The sequence below is a fragment of the Rhodospirillales bacterium genome (assembly GCA_016872535.1).
Classification (GTDB): domain Bacteria; phylum Pseudomonadota; class Alphaproteobacteria; order Rhodospirillales; family 2-12-FULL-67-15; genus 2-12-FULL-67-15.
Window position 1 is genome coordinate 1 of record VGZQ01000009.1, and the last position, 19339, is coordinate 19339.

General features: G+C 66.5%; 24 protein-coding genes. 13 read left to right on the forward strand and 11 right to left on the reverse strand.

Features of this window, described 5'->3' with window-relative positions:
• The 4 genes from FJ311_03150 to FJ311_03165 all read left to right on the forward strand — a co-directional run.
• Nucleotides 1-353: lysophospholipase (locus tag FJ311_03150; GenBank protein ID MBM3950430.1), on the forward strand; the 353-nt coding region annotated here is incomplete at its 5' end.
• Nucleotides 354-700: 347 nt separating this feature from the next.
• The gene (locus tag FJ311_03155) at nucleotides 701-1843 is read left to right on the forward strand and encodes a flagellar motor protein MotA (GenBank protein ID MBM3950431.1); all 1143 of its coding nucleotides are present in this window, start codon (nucleotides 701-703) and stop codon (nucleotides 1841-1843) included.
• Between the two features lie 9 nt (nucleotides 1844-1852).
• Nucleotides 1853-3004, forward strand: coding sequence for a peptidoglycan -binding protein (locus tag FJ311_03160; GenBank protein MBM3950432.1), 1152 nt, complete (start codon nucleotides 1853-1855; stop codon nucleotides 3002-3004).
• Nucleotides 3005-3183: 179 nt separating this feature from the next.
• On the forward strand, nucleotides 3184-4350 hold the full coding sequence (locus FJ311_03165) for an MFS transporter (GenBank protein MBM3950433.1): 1167 nt from the start codon (nucleotides 3184-3186) through the stop codon (nucleotides 4348-4350).
• Between the two features lie 73 nt (nucleotides 4351-4423).
• On the opposite strand, the gene cyaY is transcribed toward FJ311_03165, so the two are convergent.
• Nucleotides 4424-4771, reverse strand: coding sequence for an iron donor protein CyaY (gene cyaY, locus FJ311_03170; GenBank protein ID MBM3950434.1), 348 nt, complete (start codon nucleotides 4769-4771; stop codon nucleotides 4424-4426).
• Between the two features lie 153 nt (nucleotides 4772-4924).
• Here cyaY and rpmE point away from each other — a divergent pair, with 153 nt between their 5' ends.
• Nucleotides 4925-5149 carry a 50S ribosomal protein L31 gene (rpmE, locus tag FJ311_03175; protein ID MBM3950435.1) on the forward strand — a complete coding sequence of 75 codons (225 nt, stop codon included), beginning with the start codon at nucleotides 4925-4927 and terminating at the stop codon, nucleotides 5147-5149.
• A gap of 310 nt (nucleotides 5150-5459) precedes the next feature.
• Complete coding sequence (locus FJ311_03180; protein ID MBM3950436.1) at nucleotides 5460-7355, forward strand: adenylate/guanylate cyclase domain-containing protein; 1896 nt, start codon at nucleotides 5460-5462, stop codon at nucleotides 7353-7355.
• A gap of 38 nt (nucleotides 7356-7393) precedes the next feature.
• On the opposite strand, the gene FJ311_03185 is transcribed toward FJ311_03180, so the two are convergent.
• Entirely contained in the window at nucleotides 7394-7852 is a 459-nt protein-coding gene (locus FJ311_03185; GenBank protein MBM3950437.1) for an acyl-CoA thioesterase, read from the reverse strand.
• A complete protein-coding gene (locus tag FJ311_03190; protein ID MBM3950438.1) occupies nucleotides 7849-8631 on the reverse strand; it encodes an alpha/beta hydrolase in 783 nt (260 codons plus the stop codon). The genes FJ311_03185 and FJ311_03190 overlap by 4 nt, the downstream gene beginning before the upstream one ends.
• Before the next feature lie 333 nt (nucleotides 8632-8964).
• Between FJ311_03190 and FJ311_03195 the strand changes: the two genes are divergently transcribed.
• Nucleotides 8965-9183, forward strand: a complete 219-nt coding sequence (locus tag FJ311_03195; protein MBM3950439.1) for a hypothetical protein — start codon at nucleotides 8965-8967, stop codon at nucleotides 9181-9183.
• A 77-nt stretch (nucleotides 9184-9260) separates the two neighbouring features.
• Here the strand turns inward: FJ311_03195 and FJ311_03200 are convergent, their stop codons facing one another.
• Nucleotides 9261-9446: a DUF1192 domain-containing protein gene (locus tag FJ311_03200; GenBank protein ID MBM3950440.1), complete on the reverse strand. Its 186-nt coding sequence runs from the start codon at nucleotides 9444-9446 to the stop codon at nucleotides 9261-9263.
• 60 nt (nucleotides 9447-9506) lie between these two features.
• Here FJ311_03200 and FJ311_03205 point away from each other — a divergent pair, with 60 nt between their 5' ends.
• Nucleotides 9507-10487: an NAD(P)H-quinone oxidoreductase gene (locus tag FJ311_03205; GenBank protein MBM3950441.1), complete on the forward strand. Its 981-nt coding sequence runs from the start codon at nucleotides 9507-9509 to the stop codon at nucleotides 10485-10487.
• Between the two features lie 68 nt (nucleotides 10488-10555).
• Here FJ311_03205 and FJ311_03210 read toward each other — a convergent pair whose 3' ends face one another.
• The gene (locus FJ311_03210; protein MBM3950442.1) at nucleotides 10556-11062 is read right to left on the reverse strand and encodes a DUF4396 domain-containing protein; all 507 of its coding nucleotides are present in this window, start codon (nucleotides 11060-11062) and stop codon (nucleotides 10556-10558) included.
• Nucleotides 11063-11203: 141 nt separating this feature from the next.
• Here FJ311_03210 and cueR point away from each other — a divergent pair, with 141 nt between their 5' ends.
• The 3 genes from cueR (at nucleotide 11204) to FJ311_03225 (ending at nucleotide 13240) form a co-directional block, all read left to right on the forward strand.
• A complete protein-coding gene (cueR, locus tag FJ311_03215) occupies nucleotides 11204-11626 on the forward strand; it encodes a Cu(I)-responsive transcriptional regulator (GenBank protein MBM3950443.1) in 423 nt (140 codons plus the stop codon).
• 111 nt (nucleotides 11627-11737) lie between these two features.
• Nucleotides 11738-12418, forward strand: coding sequence for a DUF1013 domain-containing protein (locus FJ311_03220; GenBank protein MBM3950444.1), 681 nt, complete (start codon nucleotides 11738-11740; stop codon nucleotides 12416-12418).
• Nucleotides 12419-12439: 21 nt separating this feature from the next.
• Nucleotides 12440-13240: an RMD1 family protein gene (locus FJ311_03225; protein ID MBM3950445.1), complete on the forward strand. Its 801-nt coding sequence runs from the start codon at nucleotides 12440-12442 to the stop codon at nucleotides 13238-13240.
• A 12-nt stretch (nucleotides 13241-13252) separates the two neighbouring features.
• On the opposite strand, the gene FJ311_03230 is transcribed toward FJ311_03225, so the two are convergent.
• Nucleotides 13253-15166, reverse strand: a complete 1914-nt coding sequence (locus FJ311_03230) for a propionyl-CoA synthetase (GenBank protein MBM3950446.1) — start codon at nucleotides 15164-15166, stop codon at nucleotides 13253-13255.
• A 235-nt stretch (nucleotides 15167-15401) separates the two neighbouring features.
• Between FJ311_03230 and FJ311_03235 the strand changes: the two genes are divergently transcribed.
• Complete coding sequence (locus FJ311_03235) at nucleotides 15402-17027, forward strand: acyl-CoA synthetase (GenBank protein MBM3950447.1); 1626 nt, start codon at nucleotides 15402-15404, stop codon at nucleotides 17025-17027.
• Nucleotides 17028-17329: 302 nt separating this feature from the next.
• Here the strand turns inward: FJ311_03235 and FJ311_03240 are convergent, their stop codons facing one another.
• The 5 genes from FJ311_03240 to FJ311_03260 form a co-directional block, all read right to left on the reverse strand.
• Nucleotides 17330-17578, reverse strand: a complete 249-nt coding sequence (locus FJ311_03240) for a toxin-antitoxin system HicB family antitoxin (protein ID MBM3950448.1) — start codon at nucleotides 17576-17578, stop codon at nucleotides 17330-17332.
• A complete protein-coding gene (locus FJ311_03245; GenBank protein MBM3950449.1) occupies nucleotides 17575-17997 on the reverse strand; it encodes a putative toxin-antitoxin system toxin component, PIN family in 423 nt (140 codons plus the stop codon). Before FJ311_03245 ends, FJ311_03240 begins: the two co-directional genes overlap by 4 nt.
• A gap of 72 nt (nucleotides 17998-18069) precedes the next feature.
• Nucleotides 18070-18441 carry a type II toxin-antitoxin system PemK/MazF family toxin gene (locus FJ311_03250; protein MBM3950450.1) on the reverse strand — a complete coding sequence of 124 codons (372 nt, stop codon included), beginning with the start codon at nucleotides 18439-18441 and terminating at the stop codon, nucleotides 18070-18072.
• Nucleotides 18398-18619 (reverse strand): DUF3018 family protein, encoded by a 222-nt coding sequence (locus FJ311_03255; protein ID MBM3950451.1) that lies wholly within the window; start codon nucleotides 18617-18619, stop codon nucleotides 18398-18400. Before FJ311_03255 ends, FJ311_03250 begins: the two co-directional genes overlap by 44 nt.
• A gap of 95 nt (nucleotides 18620-18714) precedes the next feature.
• Nucleotides 18715-18882 (reverse strand): DUF465 domain-containing protein, encoded by a 168-nt coding sequence (locus tag FJ311_03260; GenBank protein ID MBM3950452.1) that lies wholly within the window; start codon nucleotides 18880-18882, stop codon nucleotides 18715-18717.
• A gap of 254 nt (nucleotides 18883-19136) precedes the next feature.
• On the opposite strand from FJ311_03260, the gene FJ311_03265 reads away from it, so the two are divergent.
• Nucleotides 19137-19337 carry a DUF465 domain-containing protein gene (locus FJ311_03265; protein ID MBM3950453.1) on the forward strand — a complete coding sequence of 67 codons (201 nt, stop codon included), beginning with the start codon at nucleotides 19137-19139 and terminating at the stop codon, nucleotides 19335-19337.
• Nucleotides 19338-19339: the final 2 nt, after the last annotated feature.

A 19339-nucleotide genomic window follows, 5' to 3' on the forward strand; every position in this document is an offset into this window, starting at 1 on the left:
GCGTCGCCGCCGTGCCGCTGGCCCCGACCGCGCCCGCCAAGGACCGCGCCCTGCAAATCGCCTTCCCGGCCGGCGACAGCCGCGTGCCCGCCGCCGCCCAGGCCGGGCTCAAGGAATTGGCCGAACGCATGAAGGCGCAAGAATCCCTCCGCCTGCAGATCGTCGCCTACGCCGCCGGCGGCGACCTGACGGCGAGCGAGGCGCGGCGTCTTTCGCTCTCGCGCGCGCTCGCGGTGCGCACGGTGCTGATCGAGCAGGGCATCCGTTCGACCCGCATCGACGTGCGCGCGCTCGGCGACAAGGTGACCGATCAGCCCGCCAATCGCGTCGATCTGTCGTTCGGCGACCGCTGACCGCGTTGTCGTTCGGCGATCGCTGATCGCGGGCGGTCGGGCGGACCCGACGCCCTAGGGTCCGTACTCAATAACGGGCACGAGCCGCGTTTCGAGGGAAAATCGCCGCATGGCAGGAGAAGCGCGAAGAACGTATCGGGCCATACGGTCGAGCGCTTCGACGCCCCAGGCGGCGATTTTCGCCGAAACCCTCCGGGACGCGCCGATTTTGCCCGCCCGGTTCGTCGAAGCCCCTCGCCGATGGCCCCGTATCGCCTTCGGGACTTCTCCTGCCGGATCAGGCAAAATCGGCGGCGTCGCGACCGTGCCCGTTATTGAGTACGGACCCTAATTCGAGGAGGCCGCTCATGGCGCGTCCGCGCCGGTTCCTGATCCGCATGGCGCTGTTCCTGGCGGTGGTGTTCGCACTGGCCGCGATCTGGATCGCGCCGATCCGCAACGCCTTTCTCGCCAACCCGCCGCTCAACGGATTGATCCTCGGCGTCTTCCTGCTCGGCATCGGGTTCAATTTCCGCCAGGTGCTGATGCTCTATCCGGAACTGGCGTGGCTGGAGAGCTTCCGCAGCGACCGTTCGCAGCTGTCCGATTCCCGGCCGCCCCGCCTGCTGGCGCCGATGGCCGCCATGCTGCGCGAGAAAAGCGGGCGGCTCTCGCTGTCCGCGCTCGCCACCCGCTCGATGCTCGACGGCATTTCCGCCCGGCTCGACGAATCGCGCGACATCTCGCGCTACCTGGTCGGGCTGCTCATCTTCCTCGGCCTGCTCGGCACCTTCTGGGGACTGCTCGAAACCATGACCTCGATCCGCTCGGTGATCGGGGGCTTGGGCGTCGGCAGCGGCGATCCGACCGCCATGTTCGGCGATCTCAAGCGCGGGCTCGAATCGCCGCTCGCGGGCATGGGCACGGCGTTTTCGACCTCGCTGTTCGGGCTCGGCGGGTCGCTGGTGCTCGGCTTCCTCGACCTGCAGGCGGGCCAGGCGCAGAATCACTTCTTCAACGATCTGGAGGAATGGCTTTCGGGCCAAACCCGGCTCGGCAGCGGACTGCTGGCAGCCGAGGGCGACCAGTCGGTCCCGGCCTACGTGCAGGCGCTGCTCGAACAAACCGCCGAAAGCCTCGACAGCCTCCAGCGCACCATCGCCAAGGGCGAGGACAACCGCGCCCAATCTCACGCGGCGATCACCGCGCTCGGCGCCCAGCTCGCCAATCTTACCGACCACATGCGCACCGAGCAGAGCCTGATGCAGGCGCTCGCCCAATCGCACAACGAATTGAAGCAGGTCCTCGCCAAGATCGCCGACGCCGGGGCGCGCGGCGGCGGCGCGATCGACGACGTGACGCGGGGCCACATCCGCAACCTCGATCTGCAGCTCGGCAAGCTGGTCGAGGAAACTCGCGCCGGGCGGGAGCAATTAGTCGGCCAAATGCGCAACGAGATCAAGCTGCTCGCCCGCACCATCGCGGTCGCCACCGACGCCGGCCATCGTTAGGCCACCCTCATGGCCCTCGCCTCCCGCCGCCCGCAACGCGATATCAACATCTGGCCCGGCTTCGTCGACGCCCTGACGACGTTGCTGCTGGCGCTGGTCTTCCTGCTCACCATCTTCGTGCTCGCCCAGTTCTTCCTCGGCGAAGCGCTGCTCGGGCGCGACAACGCGCTGCGCCGGTTGCAGGACGACATGAGCGCGATGGCCGAACTGTTGTCGCTCGAGCGCAAGGAGAACCAGAATCTGCGCGCCAATATGGCGCAGATCACCCAGGAACTGGAAGCCTCGGTCGCGTTGCGCGACGAATTGACGGAACGGACCCGCGCCCTCGGGCTCAGGCTCGGCGATACCGAGCGCGAGCTTAAGGCCGCCCGCGACGCCGGGGACGAGGCGAACGCCCGCGCCGCCAAGCTCGCCGCCGACATCGCCGCATTGACCGCCTTGCGCGACGAATTGGAAAAAAAGGCGGCCGGTCTCGCCGCCAAGGTCGAAACCGCGGACAAAAACCTGATCGAGGAACGGAAGGTTTCCGAAAGCGCGCGCGCCCAGGTCGCGCTGCTCAACCGCCAGATGGCCGCGCTGCGCGAACAACTCGCCCGCCTCAACGAAGCGTTGGAGGCCTCCGAGAAGCTGTCCGCCGACCAGAAAGTCCAGATCACCGCCCTCGGAAGCCGCCTCAACGCGGCGCTCGCCGGCAAGGTCCAGGAACTGTCGCGCTACCGTTCCGAGTTCTTCGGCCGGTTGCGCGAAGTGCTGGGCGAGCATCCCGACATCCGCATCGTCGGCGACCGCTTCGTGTTCCAATCCGAGGTGCTGTTCGAAACCGGATCGGCCGACATCGGCGCCGCCGGCGCCGAGCAACTCGGCCGCCTCGCCGGGTTACTCACCGAATTGACGGGAAAGATCCCGCCCGACATCGACTGGGTGCTGCGCATCGACGGTCACACCGACCGCGTGCCGATCTCGACGGCGCGCTTTCCGTCCAACTGGGAGCTGTCGTCGGCGCGCGCGTTGTCGGTGCTGCGCTTCCTGATGGCGCGCGGCGTGCCGCCCCACCGCCTCGCCGCCGCCGGGTTCGGCGAGTTCCATCCGCTCGACGAACGGCGCGACGAAATCGCCTACCGCCGCAACCGGCGCATCGAAATCAAGCTCACCGAACGCTGACTTGTAGAATTTCCGTCCTGGTGCATAACTTCTCCTCTCGTTCCTTTACCCCTCCCCCTACCTCCTCCCGCAAGGGGAGGAGGGAATCTAAAAAATCTCCCTCCCCCCTTGCGGGGGAGGGTTAGGGTGGGGGGTGATACCATCCGACCGGAAAGCCTTTTCGTTTTTTCTCCGCCCCCATGCCCGCTCTCTTCCTTATCGTCCTGGTGGACTTGATCGGCTTCGGGATCATCATTCCGCTGCTGCCGTTCTTCGCCGAGCACTTCGGCGCGACGCCGTTCCAGGTCGGGCTGGTGATGGCGTCCTATTCGGCGGCGCAATTGGCGGCGGCGCCGGTGTGGGGCCGCGTCAGCGACCGGATCGGACGGCGGCCGGTGCTGCTGGCGACACTCGTCGGCATGGCGGGCGGGTCCGCGCTGCTCGCCGTCACCGACAGCCTTGCGATGCTGTTCGCGGTCCGCATCCTGACCGGATTCATGGCCGGCAACATCGCCACCGCGTTCGCCTACGTCGCCGACATCACCGGGCCGGGCGAACGCGCGCGCGGCATGGGCGTGATCGGGGCGGCATTCGGGCTCGGCTTCATCGCCGGTCCCGCCATCGGCGGCCTGCTCGCCGGCGCCGACCCGGCGATGGCCGATTACCAGACGCCCGCCTTCGCCGCCGCGGCGCTTTCGGCCTTGGCCTTCGTGCTGACGTGGTTTCTTCTGCCCGAATCGCTCTCGGCTTCGACGCGCGCGACTATCCGCCAACGCGCGCGCGGCTTCGCCGCGCCGTGGCGGGAAGCGTTGCGCCGGCCGCGTCTCAACGGATTGGTCGGCATGATGTTTCTCGCCACCTTCGTTTTCGCGGGGATGGAATCGACCTTTGCCATATGGTCGCGGCGCCAGTTCGGCTGGGGACCGGAACAGAACGGCTATCTGTTCGCGTTCGTCGGAATCCTCGGCGCCGTAATCCAAGGCGGCGCCATCGGCAGGCTCGCCCGGCGTTTCGGCGAAGGGCGCCTGGTGACGGCGGGCGCGATCTTGCTCGCGCTCGGCCTCGGCGCCGTGCCGCTCGCCCGCAACGTCCCGGTGTTGGTGGCGGCAATGACGTTCGCCGGCATCGGCTTCAGCCTGGTCACGCCCGCGCTCAACAGCCTGATCTCGCTCGAGGCGGCGGAGCACGAGCGGGGAGGAATCATGGGGCTCGCCCGCTCGGCGACGACGCTCGCGCGCGTGCTCGGGCCCGCATGCGCGGGCGCGATCTTCGGCTGGATCGGCAAGGATTCACCCTATGTGGCGGGCGCGCTGCTCATGCTCGTGCTGGCGTGGCTGGCCGGGCGCGTGCGCCCCTCAAACCGATGACCGGCGGCGGTCAGCGCCCGGTCTTTCGTTCGGGCGGGGCTTGCGCCGCCGGGCGCGTACGCGACGCCGGACGTTAAATCCGGTCCAAGGCCAGCGGCTTGGACACTAACGACCCCAGTTCCTCGGCCAAAACGTCGGCGAGCATGCGACCCGATCGGGTCGCGACCCACGTGCCGCGCGCGGCATCGAAAGCGTAGTGGCTCGCGCCGCTTCTGGGCGACGACAACCAAATTTGGCGATTGGGCGCGTGCTTGTTGATTACGTACTGGCCGCCCGCGTCGAGATCGATGGTCAGGATGCCCCCCTGCAGCTCAACCTCGGCCGCGTCGGCGAGGCCCTGTTCCAGCGCCTCGGCGAGGCGGGCGAGCGTGTCGGCGGCGAGTCGTTGAAATTCCGTTTCGGTCAATTCTGCGTCGGTCATGGCCCCCGATCCCCGAAAGTGCCCATTTTCCCGGCCCCTTGCTTCGGCCGGGCCCGGTCTGTATATAAGCCCCCCGCGCGCGCCGGCCGATGCGCGCGGAGGTGTTTCGGTTCGAGTTTGCCCGCCCCCGGCGGGACGCGAAAGGGCAGCGCCATGAAAAAGGGCATCCACCCCGACTACCACGAGATCACCGTCGTCATGACCGACGGATCGAGCTTCAAGACCCGCTCGACCTACGGCAAGGCCGGCGATTCGCTCAAGCTCGACATCGATCCCAAGACCCATCCCGCCTGGACCGGTGTGCATCGCCTCGTCGATACCGGCGGTCAGCTTGCGAAATTCAACAAGCGTTTCAAGAACTTCGGCCTCAAGGGCTAGGCCCCTCTCCGGCGGCGGCAATCGTTCTCCATCCTGGTTAACCATACCCAACCGCCGTCGGGCGAAAAACCCCAATAAATTCCGCTCGTTATCGTGGCGCGGGGGTTTCCCCGATCTTGGGATTTTGTTAGGATTAATTTTAAACACGGTCGCCAGAAAATGGCGCCGGCCATTGCTCTTGGGCGATCATAAGACGCCCATGGGAACGCACGGAAAGAAATCCGACCGTCCCAGGCCGTCGTAAGCGGGGAGTTTTCCGAGCGGGTGGGCTTGATTCACCCGGCAGTTAAGGCGTGTCCGGCGGCATACGATGGCGATGCAAACGACTCTTGAGATCATGGTCCAGCAGCATGGCCGCTGGGTCATTCACGCACGCTATCCCGTCACCAAGAAGGACGCGGCGGTCGAGGAAGCCAAGGCGCTCGAAAAAACTCCCGGTATCGGCGCGGTTAAGGTCATCAAGGACGTCTACGACCAGAAGCGCGGAACCAGTTCCGAGTACATCGTCTACAAATCGGCCACCGTGAAGATGGAGACGAGCAAGACGGCGGCGCCCGCGCGCCCGTCGCCCGCCGCCGCGTCCTTCGACGAGCCCCAAGCCGACGAGCGCCCTCGTCCGCGTCCGGCCAAACCCGCCGCCAAGCCGATGGCCGCCCCGGCCAGGAAGTCGAAGAGCTCGCTCGGCGAGGTGATGCTGCGGTTGCTGGCGGTTCTGATTTGCGGCGGCATCGGCGGGGCCGCCATCACCTTCGGCATCCATTCGGCTCTGGCAGGCCGGGCGAATTTGTTCGGCATTTCGCTGCTCGGCGATTCGGGCGCGAACTTTTATCTCGCCGTCTTCATCATCTCGTTCCTCGCCGTCGCCGGGCTGATGTCTTCGATCTTGCTCGGCGGCAAAGGCATCGAGATGCAAGAGCAGAAAAAAGAAATGCCCGTGTTCAAGCCCAAGGCCGCGGCGGCGAAGAAGGCCCCGGCGCAACCGACGCCGAGCGGGGTCAAGGCCGCCCCGGAAGCGCCCGAGCCGACGCCCGACGAGCTGGCTCAGCAGTTGCGCGAGGCCGCGGCCGACATTCTGAACGCCGCGGCCGGCAAGGCCGAGGAAGCCTCGCCAATGGCCGAGACCGAAGCCGCACCCGCGGCGGCAGCCCCGGCGGCGGCCGACACCGGCATCAGTCCGCCACTCGACCCGAACGTCGAGAAGCAGAAAACGTACATGCTCCGTTTTCTCGGCCGTACCCTCGAGCAGGTGGCAACGACCCAAAAGAAGCTCGACAGCTACACCAAGTTCGGCCTCAACCTGTTTCTCGCGGGCGCGTGCGAAATCATGTGCCAGAAGCGCGACCTCGACGCGGCGACGCGCGCGCGCCTGCTCGCGGAAGGCGTGCAAGCACTCGGCTTCAAGGCCGATCACGCCGCCGGATTCGCCGGCAACTACGAAAGCTACCTGCTCCAGGACGCGCGCTACATGCAGATGTTCCAGGCCGGCCGCAACGCCATGAACACCTACTTCTCGGACGAAGACGAGGGCCTCAAGCACCTGACCGCGGCGATCGCCGACTGGAGCAAGCCGAAACCGAGGGAAGAGGCGTCGCAGGTCGTCACCGTCATGTTCACCGACATGGTCGGTTCCACCGCGTTGACCCAAACCCGCGGCCAGCAAGTCGCCCAGCAGGTGGTGCGCGCGCACAACCGGATCGTCCGTCAGGCGCTGACGCGCTTTCACGGCCGCGAGATCAAGCACACTGGCGACGGCATCATGGCGTCTTTTGCCCAGGCCTCGAGCGCGGTCGACGCCGCGATCCAGATCCAGAAGGACACCCTCGCCCATTGCCGCGACTACCCCGACCTGCCGCTGCAGCTGAAGATCGGTCTCAACGCCGGCGAACCGATCGCCGAGGACGGCGATTTGTTCGGATCGACCGTGCAGCTCTCGGCCCGTATCACCGACAAGGCCAAGGCCAACGAGATATTCGTTCCCGACTCGGTCAGGCTCCTGTGCGCGGGCAAAAATTACCGCTTCGTCAGCCGCGGCGGCTACGCCATGAAGGGCTTCGAAGGCGACATCACGCTTTACGAGGTGGTGTGGGACGAAGAGCTGTTCGCGCGCAAGCAGGCGGGCGAGCCCAAGGGACCCGCCCCCAAGCCCGCCGCCGCGCCGGCGCGTCCCGCCGCCGCGCGCCCGGCAGCAGCGGCCATGCCCCGGTAGAGGCACATCGTTTGATACACGCGCGCCGGTAGGCGGAGTCAGCGCACCCGGATGCGCGCCAGCGCCTTGCGGATGCGCGCTGGTATCGGTATCGGGCGGCCGGACGCGCGATCCACGAATACATGCACAAAATGGCCGTGGGCGGCGGCGGCTTTGTCGCCCTTGCGGAAAATGCCGACCTCGTAGCGCACGCTGGTGCGGCCGAGGTGGCCGACCCTGAGGCCCGCATCGAGCGCGTCGGGATAGGCGAGCGGCTTGACGAAGCGGCACATGGTTTCGACCGCGAATCCGACCACCGCGCCGCCGACGATATCGAGCCTGCCCTTCTCGATCAGGTAGCAATTGATGATCGTGTCGAAGTAGGCGTAATAGGTCACGTTGTTGACGTGGCCGTAGATGTCGTTGTCCGCCCAACGGGTTTGCAGCGGCGTAAAATACCGATAGCGCGCGCGGGTTTCCACCGGCGGGGCTGAAGGCTTCGTTGGTTTCGTCGTCATGCGATCCTCGCGATTGCCGCGGCCACCGCCGCCGGGGCTTCGATCGGGCTCATGTGGCCCGCGTCGGGAATTTCGATCCACGCGGCGCCCGCGATCTTTTCCGCGAGACGCCGGGCCGAGGCGGGCGAAGTCATGCGGTCGCCGGCGCCGGAGACCACGGCCGCCGGGCACGCCACCTTCCCGGCCGCATCCACGGCGCCTTTGTCCTCGTCGCACGCGGCCAGGTCAACCCCGAGAACGGCGCGCGGCGTGCGCGCCATCGACCGGCGCACGCGCCGCGCGAGCCGGGCCGCGCGCCCATGGCGATCTGCTGGCCGGCCGCCGAAACTCCATTTGAGGATCATGTCCACGGCGCGATCCTCGCCCGCCGCGGCCGCCCGGCGCAATTCGGGATTGACCGCCAGGCGCTCCGCGATGCCGACGAGAACCAGTCCGCCCGCCCGCGGGCCGAGGCGGGCCGCGACCTCGAGGGCGACGCGCGCACCCATGCTGTGCCCGACCAGAAGGGGCCGGTCGAGTCCAAGCGTCCGGAGGGCGCCGATGGTCCAGTCGGCAAGCGATTCGATGCTGGCGCGAGGCGGGCCTCCGCTCCGGCCGTGGCCGGGAAAATCCGGCGCGAATACGGCCATTCCGCGATGGGCGAAGCGGCGGGCCTGAAAGCTCCAGACCGTATGGTCCATGCCGGCGCCGTGCAGCAGGACCAGGGCTCCCTTGTTCGGCGCGAACGGCCGCTCGCCGGTCGAGGCGAACGCTCGGTGGCCGTCGATGTCGAATTCCATGTTTCGAAACTCGGATGGGAATTCGGGATCCCGGAAAAGACTAAGGCCGCCTTTCCCGGCGGCCTTTTTTTATTGGTAAAACCCGTCCCCTGTCGAACTCGCCACTTCCCATCGGGGAAAAACCTTACGGCTGGACCCGATCGAGGGCAACAGGGAAAAATCACCCAAAGAGCAAAAAAAAGCCGCCCCTTGCGGGGCGGCGAGTTGACAGGGAGGCGTCAAAAGTTGACGGGACGACTTTGCGTCCCGTGCCCAAAGTAGGCCCGATCTGTTAAATAAGGCTTAAAGACGGAATTGAAGGCGACCTACCCGATTGGACGGGGGGCGAATCGTATGGACCAACTGATCGCCTGGACCATCCTGTTTTTCGGCATCCTGCTTCCGGCGGCGCATGTCGCGTTCGCTCCCGGCGGTGGCGGCTGGAAGGCGGAGCCCGGCGCCCGTTGCCCGTTCGGTCCCCGGCTCGGTTGGATCATCATAGTGACGCTGTTGCCGTTCGCGGGCTGGCTGATGTTCGTGGCCGCCCGCCGTCGGAGGCGGCGGACACCGTAAGCGCGGGCTCTCGCCCGCGACGCCGGAGGCGGCGGACACCGTAAGCGCGGGCTCTCGCCCGCGACGCCGAAGGCGGTCTACTTCTTCTTGAAAAACGCCTCGGCGCCATGGCGCGAGGCCCTCTTGGCGGCGATCGCCGAGCGGGCGCGGGCGATTTCGGCTTCGAGCCCGGCGATGTAGTCCTCGAGCGCGGCGAGCGACATCTCGTCGAGATTCTTGGGCGCGGGTTTTTTCGCGCGCGGTTCGAGATCGTCGGTATCCAAGGCGATTCCTCCCTTGCGTCGGTCGGCCTCGGATATTAGAGCCAACCCATGGCCGAAACCATGCGTTGCGTCGAAATCGAAGGCAAGGGCGGCCCGCCCGAGGTCCTCAAAATCGCGACCCGCCCGCGCCCGGTCGCGGGCGCAGGCGAAGTCCTGATTCGGGTCGGCGCCGCTGGCGTCAACCGCCCCGACGTGCTGCAGCGTCAGGGCGGCTATCCGCCGCCGCCGGGCGCGAGCGACATTCCGGGCCTGGAAATCGCGGGCGAGATCGTCCAGCTCGGCGCGGGCGCGGGCGATTGGAAGATCGGCGATTCGGTATGCGCCCTCGTCACCGGCGGCGGCTACGCCGAATACGCCCTCGCGCCCGCGCCGCAATGTCTGCCGGTCCCCAGAGGCCTGTCGCCGGTCGAAGCCGCGGGCCTGCCCGAAACCTTCTTCACGGTCTGGACCAACGTCTTCGAACGCGGGCGGCTCCAGCCGGGGGAAACGCTCTTGGTCCACGGCGGCTCGAGCGGCATCGGCACCACCGCGATCCAGATGGCGAGCCGGCTCGGCGCGCGCGTGTTCGCCACCGCCGGCAATGCGGAAAAGTGCGCCGCGTGCGAACGCCTCGGCGCCGCCCAGGCGATCAATTACCGGGAATCCGATTTCGTCGAGGCAATCAAGGCGCTGACCGGCGGCAAGGGCGTCGACGTGATCCTCGACATGGTCGGCGCCGACTACATCGAACGCAACATCCGCTGCCTCGCGACCGAGGGCCGGCTGGTCCAGATCGGGTTCCAGAAGGGGGCCAAGGCCGAGGTCAACTTCATGCCGTTGATGCTGAAGCGCCTCACCTACACCGGCTCGACGCTGCGCATCCAAAGCGTCGAGAGCAAAGGCCGCATCGCGCGGGCGCTGCGGGAGCGCGTGTGGCCGCTGATCGAGTCCGGCGCCATCCGACCGGTGATCCACGCCACCTTTCCGTTGGAACGCGCCGCCGAGGCGCATCGCCTGATGGAAAGCAATGCCCACATCGGCAAGATCATTTTGACCGCGTGAACCGCACATGATGAGGTCCTGGCGCTCCTTTCGGAAAGCGCCAGGACCCGCATCGATGGCAAGGTTACTCAGGAACAAGCCTGGGCATGATGCGCGTGGTGATGCCGGTGTGCCAGCGCGTGACCGCGCCCACGCGCGATCAGGTGGCGGTTGACCGGGAAGGCGGCGACGGCGGCGACCGCCAGGCTAAACGCGAGACTGCCCCAGAACAGCGGCGCGGTCAGCGGCGCGTCCATGGCCCCCGGGATCGCGAGCATCACGGCGTTGTCGACCAGTTCCATGATCGCGATCGAGGCGGTATCGGCGGCGAGCGCGGTCCTGAGCGCGGCCGCGACGCCGAGACCAGCGCGCCAGAGCGGCCACAAGGTGAAGGCGTAGCCGAACAAGAAAGCGAGGCCGACGGCGAGGGCGATGGTCGCGACGTCGCTCCAGCCAAGCGCGGTTCCGATGACCATGCCGAGCACTTCGCCGACGGCACAACCGCTGAGGCAGTGGAGCGTGGCAAGCCAAGCGACCCGGTTCAGCGACGCGCCGTCGGGACCGTGAGAGGCATGGACGTGGTGGGGATGTGACATTTTTCTCTCCGTTGGTGGGTCGGGAATAACGGGGGGTTTTTGCGAACGGCGGCGATCCTCGGGCTTGACATCATGTTAAGGTCAAGGGAGATTTTCGGGGCCACCGCAGCCCCTTGAGAGAAATGCGATCTGTTGCCCATGATGACTATCGGCGATGCCGCCCGCCATTCCGGGGTCAGCGCCCGCATGATCCGCCACTACGAAAAGCTCGGCCTCTTGCCCAAGGCGACCCGCAGCGGATCCGGGTATCGTTTTTTCGGCGAATCCGACCTTAGGACCCTCGACTTCATCCGGCGCGCCCGCGACCTCGGCTTCGCCGTCGAGGACATCGCGCGCCTGATGAATCTTTGGCAAAACCGGCGGCGTCGGAGCGCCGACGTCAAGCGCCTGGTGCAGCGGCACCTGCGGCGGCTGGAGGAAAAATCCGACGAGATCGAGGACATGCGGCGCGCTTTGCGCCACTTGGTAACCCACTGCCACGGCAATGAGCGGCCCGATTGCCCCATCATCGAGGATCTTTCGCGCGGCGGCGGCCGGAAGACGGGCGCGCGAAGCGCCGGTTGACGAACCGCGCGCGTTTGTTTTTTTCCGCGGCGGCCCGTTTTCCGGATTTGACCCGCCCGGTTCCGGCCTATATATAGGGCGCGCTCAGCCTCAGACAGGACGTTCGAGACGATGGCCCCTCCTCTGATGCCAAAGGCCACGGCCGTTTGGCTCATCGAAAACACGTCGCTCACCTTCGACCAGGTCGCGGACTACTGCGGCCTGCACCCGCTCGAGGTCCAGGCCATCGCCGACGGCGAAGTGGCGGGCGGCATGCAGGGCATCAACCCGGTCGCCCAGGGCGATTTGACCGCCGAGGAAATCGAGCGCTGCCAGAAGAACCCCAACGCGCGCCTCAAGCCCCTGAAGCCGACCATCCCGCAGCCGAAAGCGCGCCCCTCCGGCGCGCGCTACACCCCGATCGCCATGCGCCAGGAACGGCCCGACGCCATCGCCTGGCTGCTCAAGAACTACCCGGAGCTGGGCGACGGGCAGATTTCCCGTCTGCTCGGCACCACCAAATCGACCATCGCCGCGGTGCGCGACCGTTCCCATTGGAACGCCCCCAACATCAAGCCGCAGAACCCGGTCAACCTTGGTCTCTGCACCAGCGCCGATTTGGAAAAGGCGATTGCGCTCGCCCGCACCCGGGCGCGCAACGCGTTAGCGCGCGCGGAAAAGCTCGCCAAGGCCGCGGCCGAATCCGAAGCGCAAACCGCCGAGGTTCACGCCGGAGCGCCCGAGACGCTCGCCCCGGAAACGCCCGGGGCCGAGAAGACGGAGCCGGCCGGCTCGGGCGGCACGGCGTCCTAAAGCCGCATCGGGGGGCGCGCCATGACCGACCCCCTTTTCCCCGCGAACGCGCGCATTTCCGTCCGGGCGATGGCCATCGGCGAGAGGATCGACGTGCGCGCGTTCGGCTCGTCCGACCGGATCGCGGCCGGCCCGCTGCTGGTGCGCGCCGGTGCCGGGCGCGCCGCCGCCGTGCTGCGCTACGGCGCGGTCGTGTTGTTCAACATGGACGTCGACGACGAGACCGCCTTCCTCGAGGCCATCAAGCCCTACGTCGCCGACCCTTATCCCGAGCCCGACTTCGAGCGCATGACCATCGCCGTCGTGCCCGGCAGTGATGGAATCGTGAACGCCGACGGATCGATCGCCCTTTCGGCGGCGTCGGTCGAACGCCTGCAGATCGTCGCCACGGTGCTGGCGAAAAGCGTGGTGCTCGGATTCTACGAGCGCGGCCTGGCCGCCGTGTTCGACCGGATCGAGCCGCTCGCCGCCTCCCTCAAGCGCACCGGCGCCATCGGCGCCGAGGGGCGCGAGCTGCTGCGCGAGATCGGCGACGTGCTGTTGATGCAGCAGCGCACCGTGGGCCGTGTCGAAATCGGGGAAAAGCCGGATCTGCTGTGGGACCACCCGGAGCTGGAGCGGCTCTACGCCCGCCTGCAGGAGGAATATGAACTGACCGAGCGCGCCCGCGCGGTCGAACGCAAGTTCGACTTGATCTCGCGCACCGCGACCACCGCGCTCGACCTGCAGCAGACTCGGCACCTGCTGCGGGTCGAGTGGTACATCGTGATCCTGATCCTGGCCTCGATCCTGCTTACGCTCTACGACATGTTCTGGTCATAGGCCCGCGCGTTGTCAGCCTTGGCGCTTGTTCTCCTTGGCGTAGCCGAGCTTGCCGAGCGCGGCGGCGATTTCGTCGAGGATGGCCGGATCGTCGATGGTCGCCGGCATTTTGTAGGCCTCGCTGTCGGCGATCTTCTGCATGGTGCCGCGCAAAATCTTGCCCGAACGGGTCTTGGGCAGGCGCTGGACCACGGTCGCTGTCTTGAACGCGGCCACCGGGCCGATCCTGTCGCGCACCAGCTTGACCACCTCGCCCACCACCTCCTCGGGCGCGCGCTTGACGCCGGCCTTGTAGACCAGGAAGCCGAGCGGCACCTGGCCCTTGAGCGAGTCGGCGACGCCGATCACCGCGCATTCGGCGACGTCGGGGTGGGAGGCGAGCACTTCCTCCATCGCCCCGGTCGACAGACGATGGCCGGCGACGTTGATGATGTCGTCGGTGCGGGCCATGATCGAGATGTAGCCGTCCTCGTCGATGAAGCCCGCGTCGCCGGTCTTGTAGTAGCCGGGGAACTCGGTGAAGTAGGATTCCTTGAAGCGCTGGTCCGCGTTCCACAGCGTCGGGAACGTGCCCGGCGGCAGCGGCAGCTTGCAGCAGATCGCGCCGATGGTGCCCGGCTTGACCGCGCGCCCGTTTTCGTCGAGCACCTCGATCTTCCAACCCGGCACCGCCTTGGTCGGCGAGCCGGGCTTGACCGGGAAACGGTGCAGACCCATGCAATTGGCGGCCATGGGCGAGCCCGATTCCGTCTGCCACCAATGGTCGATGACCGGGCGGCGGGTTTTGTCCTCGGCCCATTTGAGGGTGTCGGGGTCGGTCCGCTCGCCGGCGAGAAACAGGATCTTGAACGACGAGAGATCGTACTTCTTCAGCAGCTCGCCGTTGGGATCGTCGCGCTTGATGGCGCGGAATGCGGTCGGCGCCGTGAACAGGGCCTTGACCCCGTGCGCCGCGATCACCCGCCAATAGGCGCCCGCGTCCGGCGTGCCGACCGGCTTGCCCTCGTAGAGAATCGAGGTGCAGCCGTGAAAGAGCGGCGCGTAGACGATGTAGGAATGCCCGACCACCCAGCCGACGTCGGAGGCCGCCCAGAACACGTCGCCGGGATCGCAGTCGTAGACCGCCTTCATGGTCCACTTGAGGGCGACACAGTGGCCGCCGTTGTCGCGCACCACGCCCTTGGGCTGGCCGGTGGTGCCGGAGGTGTAGAGAATGTAGAGCGGATCGGTCGCCGCCACCGGCACGCACGCCGCCGGCTTGGCCCTGGCCATTTCGTCCGCCCAGTCGAGGTCGCGGCCCGGCTTGAGATCGGCCTTGGCCTGAGGCCTCTGCAGGACGATGCAGGCGGCGGGCTTGTGCTTGGCGATATCGATCGCGCCGTCGAGCAGGCCCTTGTACGGGATCACTCGGTTGACCTCGATACCGCAGGAGGCCGACAGAATCACCTTCGGCTTGGCGTCGTCGATTCGCACCGCCAGTTCGTTGGCGGCGAAACCGCCGAACACGACCGAATGGACGGCGCCGAGACGGGCGCACGCGAGCATGCCGATCGCCGCTTCCGGCACCATCGGCATGTAGATGATCACCCGGTCGCCCTTGGTAACGCCGCGCGCGGCCAGCATGCCGGCGGCGCGCGCGACCTGGTCCTGCAGCTCGCGGTAGGTGAACTTGCGGATTTGGTTGGTGACCGGGCTGTCGTAGATCAGCGCCAGCTGTTCGGCGCGGCCTTCCTCCACGTGGCGATCGAGGGCGTTGAAGCAGGTGTTCAATTCGCCGCCGACGAACCAGCGGTTGAACGGAGGGTTGGAGGCATCGAGCACCTTGGACCACTTGCGCGTCCAGCGGACCGCCTCGGCGGCCTCGCCCCAGAACCCCTCGGGGTCCCTGAGCGAACGTTCGTGGGCGACGTCATAGGGGTTGGGCATGGGATCTCCCCGGTTGCGGGCGCCCGTTGACCGGGCGTCCATTGATCGCGGCGCGGGCGTCCCCTCTCCCGCTCCGCCGCCGGACAAGTTTGCGACAAAAGCTCGTTTTTCGCCAGTCGGGTTTGTGGCAAATTCCACCTCGTTCGTCCCGGAAGGGGCGCATTATCCTATGCGCGCGGGGTTCTTTGGTTCGCCCGCCTAGCGGCGGGACCGCGCGCCCGATAAGGTTCCCGCAATGCCCTCGATTTACGACCGCGACCTGGACCGCAACGCCGCCAACTTCGCGCCCCTTTCGCCGCTCACGTTCCTCGAACGCGCGGCGGCCGTCTATCCCGATCGCATCGCCGTCATCCACGGGCGGAAACGCTTTACCTGGAAGGAGACCTACGCCCGCTGCCGAAGGCTCGCGAGCGCGCTCGCCAAACGAGGTATCGGCCGCAACGATACGGTCGCGGTTATGGCCTCGAACACGCCCGAAATCTACGAGGCGAGCTTCGCCGTGCCCATGCTCGGCGCGGTGCTCAACACCCTCAACGTCCGGCTCGACGGTCCGGCGCTCGCCTTCTGCCTCGAACACGGCGAAGCCAAGGCGCTGATTACCGACACCGAGTTTTCGCCCGCGATCAAGGACGCGCTCGCCCGACTCGGGAACAAGATACCGGTGATCGACATCGTCGACAGCGAATACGGCGGCCCGGGCGCGCGGCTCGGCGAAACCGACTACGAATCGTTCATCGCCGGGGGCGATCCGGATTTCGCCTGGACCATGCCGGCCGACGAATGGGACGCGATTTCGCTCAACTACACGTCCGGCACCACCGGCAATCCCAAGGGCGTCGTCTACCACCATCGCGGCGCGTACCTGAACGCGCTCAGCAACGCGGTCGGGTGGAACATGGGCCATCATCCGATCTACCTCTGGACGCTGCCCATGTTCCATTGCAACGGCTGGTGCTTCCCGTGGACGCTCGCCGCCGTCGCCGGCACCAGCGTGTGCCTCAGGCGGGTGAGCGCCGAAACCATTTTCGCCGCCATCGCCGAACACAAGGTGACCCACTTCTGCGGCGCGCCGATCGTGCTCAATTTCGTCATCAACGCGACCGAGGCGGAAAGGAAGCCGCTTCCCCACACCGTCCAGGTCATGACCGCCGCCGCGCCTCCGCCGGCGGCGACGTTGGCCGGCATGCAGCGCGCCGGATTCAACGTCACCCACGTCTACGGGCTTACCGAAACCTACGGGCCGGCGGTGATGTGCGCGTGGCACCCGGAATGGGACGCATTGCCGATCGAGAAGCAGGCCGAATTGAAATCGCGCCAGGGCGTGCGCTACCACGTCCTCGACGGCCTCGCGGTGATGGACTCGGAAACCATGACCCCGGTTCCCGCCGACGGGCAAACCATGGGCGAGATCATGTTCCGCGGCAACATCGTGATGAAGGGCTACCTCAAGAACCCGACGGCGACCGCCGAGGCCTTCAAGGGGGGCTGGTTCCATTCCGGCGATCTCGCCGCGATGCACCCGGACGGCTATATCCAGATCAAGGACCGCTCCAAGGACATCATCATCTCGGGCGGCGAGAATATTTCCTCGATCGAGGTCGAAGGCGCCATCGCCGCGCACCCCTCCGTCATGCTGGCCGCCGTGGTCGCCAAGCCGGACGAGAAATGGGGCGAAACGCCGTGCGCGTTCGTGGAACTCAAGCCGGACAAGACCGCGACCGAGGACGAAATCATCGCCTTCTGCCGCGAGCGGCTGGCCAAGTTCAAGTGCCCGCGCCGGGTGGTGTTCGGGCCGCTGCCCAAGACCTCGACCGGCAAAATCCAGAAATTCAAGCTGCGCGAAATGGCGAAGGGGATGTAGAGGCTAGGCGGAAACCGTATCCAGCGGCTCGACGCCGATGTATTCCTCCTCGACGTCGAGCGACCGTCCCTTGTCCCGGTACTCGACGCCCATGACGTCCAGCTCCGCCATCGCGGATCGTTTCTGTCGCTCGGATTGAAAGTCGAACTCCATCGCCTTCCCGCCGTTTCGCCCCCCGCGATTCGTTCCGCCCGGATGTTAAACACATTGTGTTGCAAAAAAAATAGGCTCTGCAACCATTCGAGGTGCCCGACTCCGCCCCCCCTACCCCGCCAGCCCGAAAAACACCATCCGCGCGCGGGTCACTTTCGCTCGTCGCCGGAACGCGGCGGCGCGCCGCCCTTGCGCTTCAGAATGCGGCGGAAGGCCGCCATGTCGGCGCGGGCCTTGCGCTCGGCGAAGAACGCGGCGGTCGTCATCGCGGCGAGTTTTTCCGCTACCGCCGTGGCCACGAATTGGTTGAGACTGATGCCCTCTTCCCGCGCGATTTTTTCGACCGCCGCCTTGACCGAACGCGGCAGACGCAAGGGATACGTGGAAACTGTCGTCATTTTTCGATTCTCCTCAACGCTTCGGCCGGCTTGAGCACGGCGACGCCGAATTTCGCCGGTCCGCCGCCATAGTCGCGGACATTGAAAGTCACGATGGCGTCCGCCCGCCCGTTCACCGCCGCCTCCAGGACCATTTCGTCGCCCGGATCGCGCAATTGCGGACGCCACAGAAAGTGACTGTCGACCGGTTCGGCCAACGCCGCCAGGCCATCCAGGAATTGCGCGATCTCGCCTTCGCTCAGTTGCGCGGCCAACCTGTGCTCGGCAAGGGTACAGGTGGCTTCATATTCCACCACTAGCGGAACGCTCATCAGCAGGGTCGCGCGGCCATCCGCCGCCGCCAGCAGGATCGCCGCCGACGCGCCCCGGGGACTGCGCAGGGCAGCGACCACCACGTCCGTGTCGAGCACAAGCCTCACATCATAAAAGATATCATATCACCCATGATATGACAATCTTGTCCGGGCGCGGGGTAACGCCGAAGGGTTCTTCTACCCCGCCAGCCCGAGGAATACCAAGAGCGCGCGGTCGAGGCGCCCCATGTCCGCCGGACCGAGACGGCCGATGCGGCGGCCCAGTTTTCCCCTCGGAATCGTCGTGATTTTGTCGGTCATGAGCCGCGAGCGCGCTTTCAGCCCGTTTGTCTCGTCCGACTCGACGATAGGGCGGATCGCCGGCACATCGGTGGGATCGCTGGTGAAAGCGCAGACGGTTACGGAATTTGTCGCCGCGAATCGGTCGTCTTGCACGATGACCACGGGGCGCGGCTTGCCGGCGTAATCCGCGTCGCCCGCAACGGTCCAAATTTCGCCGCGCGCCTCACCGTTCGGACTCGTTCGTGATGGCGTCGATGAATGCCTGATCCTCGGCCTCGTATCGGCTCGCCGCGATCAGCCGCGACTGGCGTCGGGCCTCCGCCTTAAAGGCGGGCGAGCCCACGTCCGGGGCCCAAATCTGGATGGGGCGGAGTCCTTGCGCGCGCACCTTGTCGCGCGACGCGGCCTTGCGACGGGTCGACAAACGCTTGGCGGAAACCGGCATGGCGAAATCCAACTAGGTTACATGTAACCTCGCGCCGACCGCGCCCAAACGCAAGCGCGCGCGGGCCCCCGAACACTCGGCAGCGAAACCCCGGTTCAGTGCGACGACAGGCCGGCGATCTCGTCCTTGATCTTCAACTTCTGCTTTTTGAGGTTATGGATCCGGACCTCGTCCGGGTGGGTGTGGGCATTTTCCTCGGCAATGGCGGACTCGAGCGCCTCGTGCCGGGCCTTGAGAGCGTTCAGTCTCTCCTGCTGGCTCATGGATGATTCCCTGTTTCCACATTGCAACTACGAATGCGGCGCCGGGCTCGCCCGTCGCGGGGCCGCCGTAATTCTCGGCGTTTGGAGGAGCGGTTCTCGCCCCCGGCGCATTCGGTTATGATAACCGAAACAGCGCCCCGATTCCACAAAAAGGGGCCTTGAGCCGGGGCCGCGGATCGGTCCCGGTCGAGTTTGGCATCATTCAAAAAAACGGCCGGAAGCCGGGATAGTCGCGCGGGGGATTGAAAGCCGTCATGAACGATCCACAGGCTCTCAAGGAACGCCTCGAGGCGTTGCGGCTGGAACACCGCGACCTCGACGACGTCATCCGGCGCCTGACCGAGAACGATCGCCATGACCGACTCCAGCTTCAGCGCCTGAAGAAGCGGAAGCTTCTGCTCAAAGACCAGATTTCGACCATCGAGAACCTGCTGATTCCCGACATCATCGCCTGACG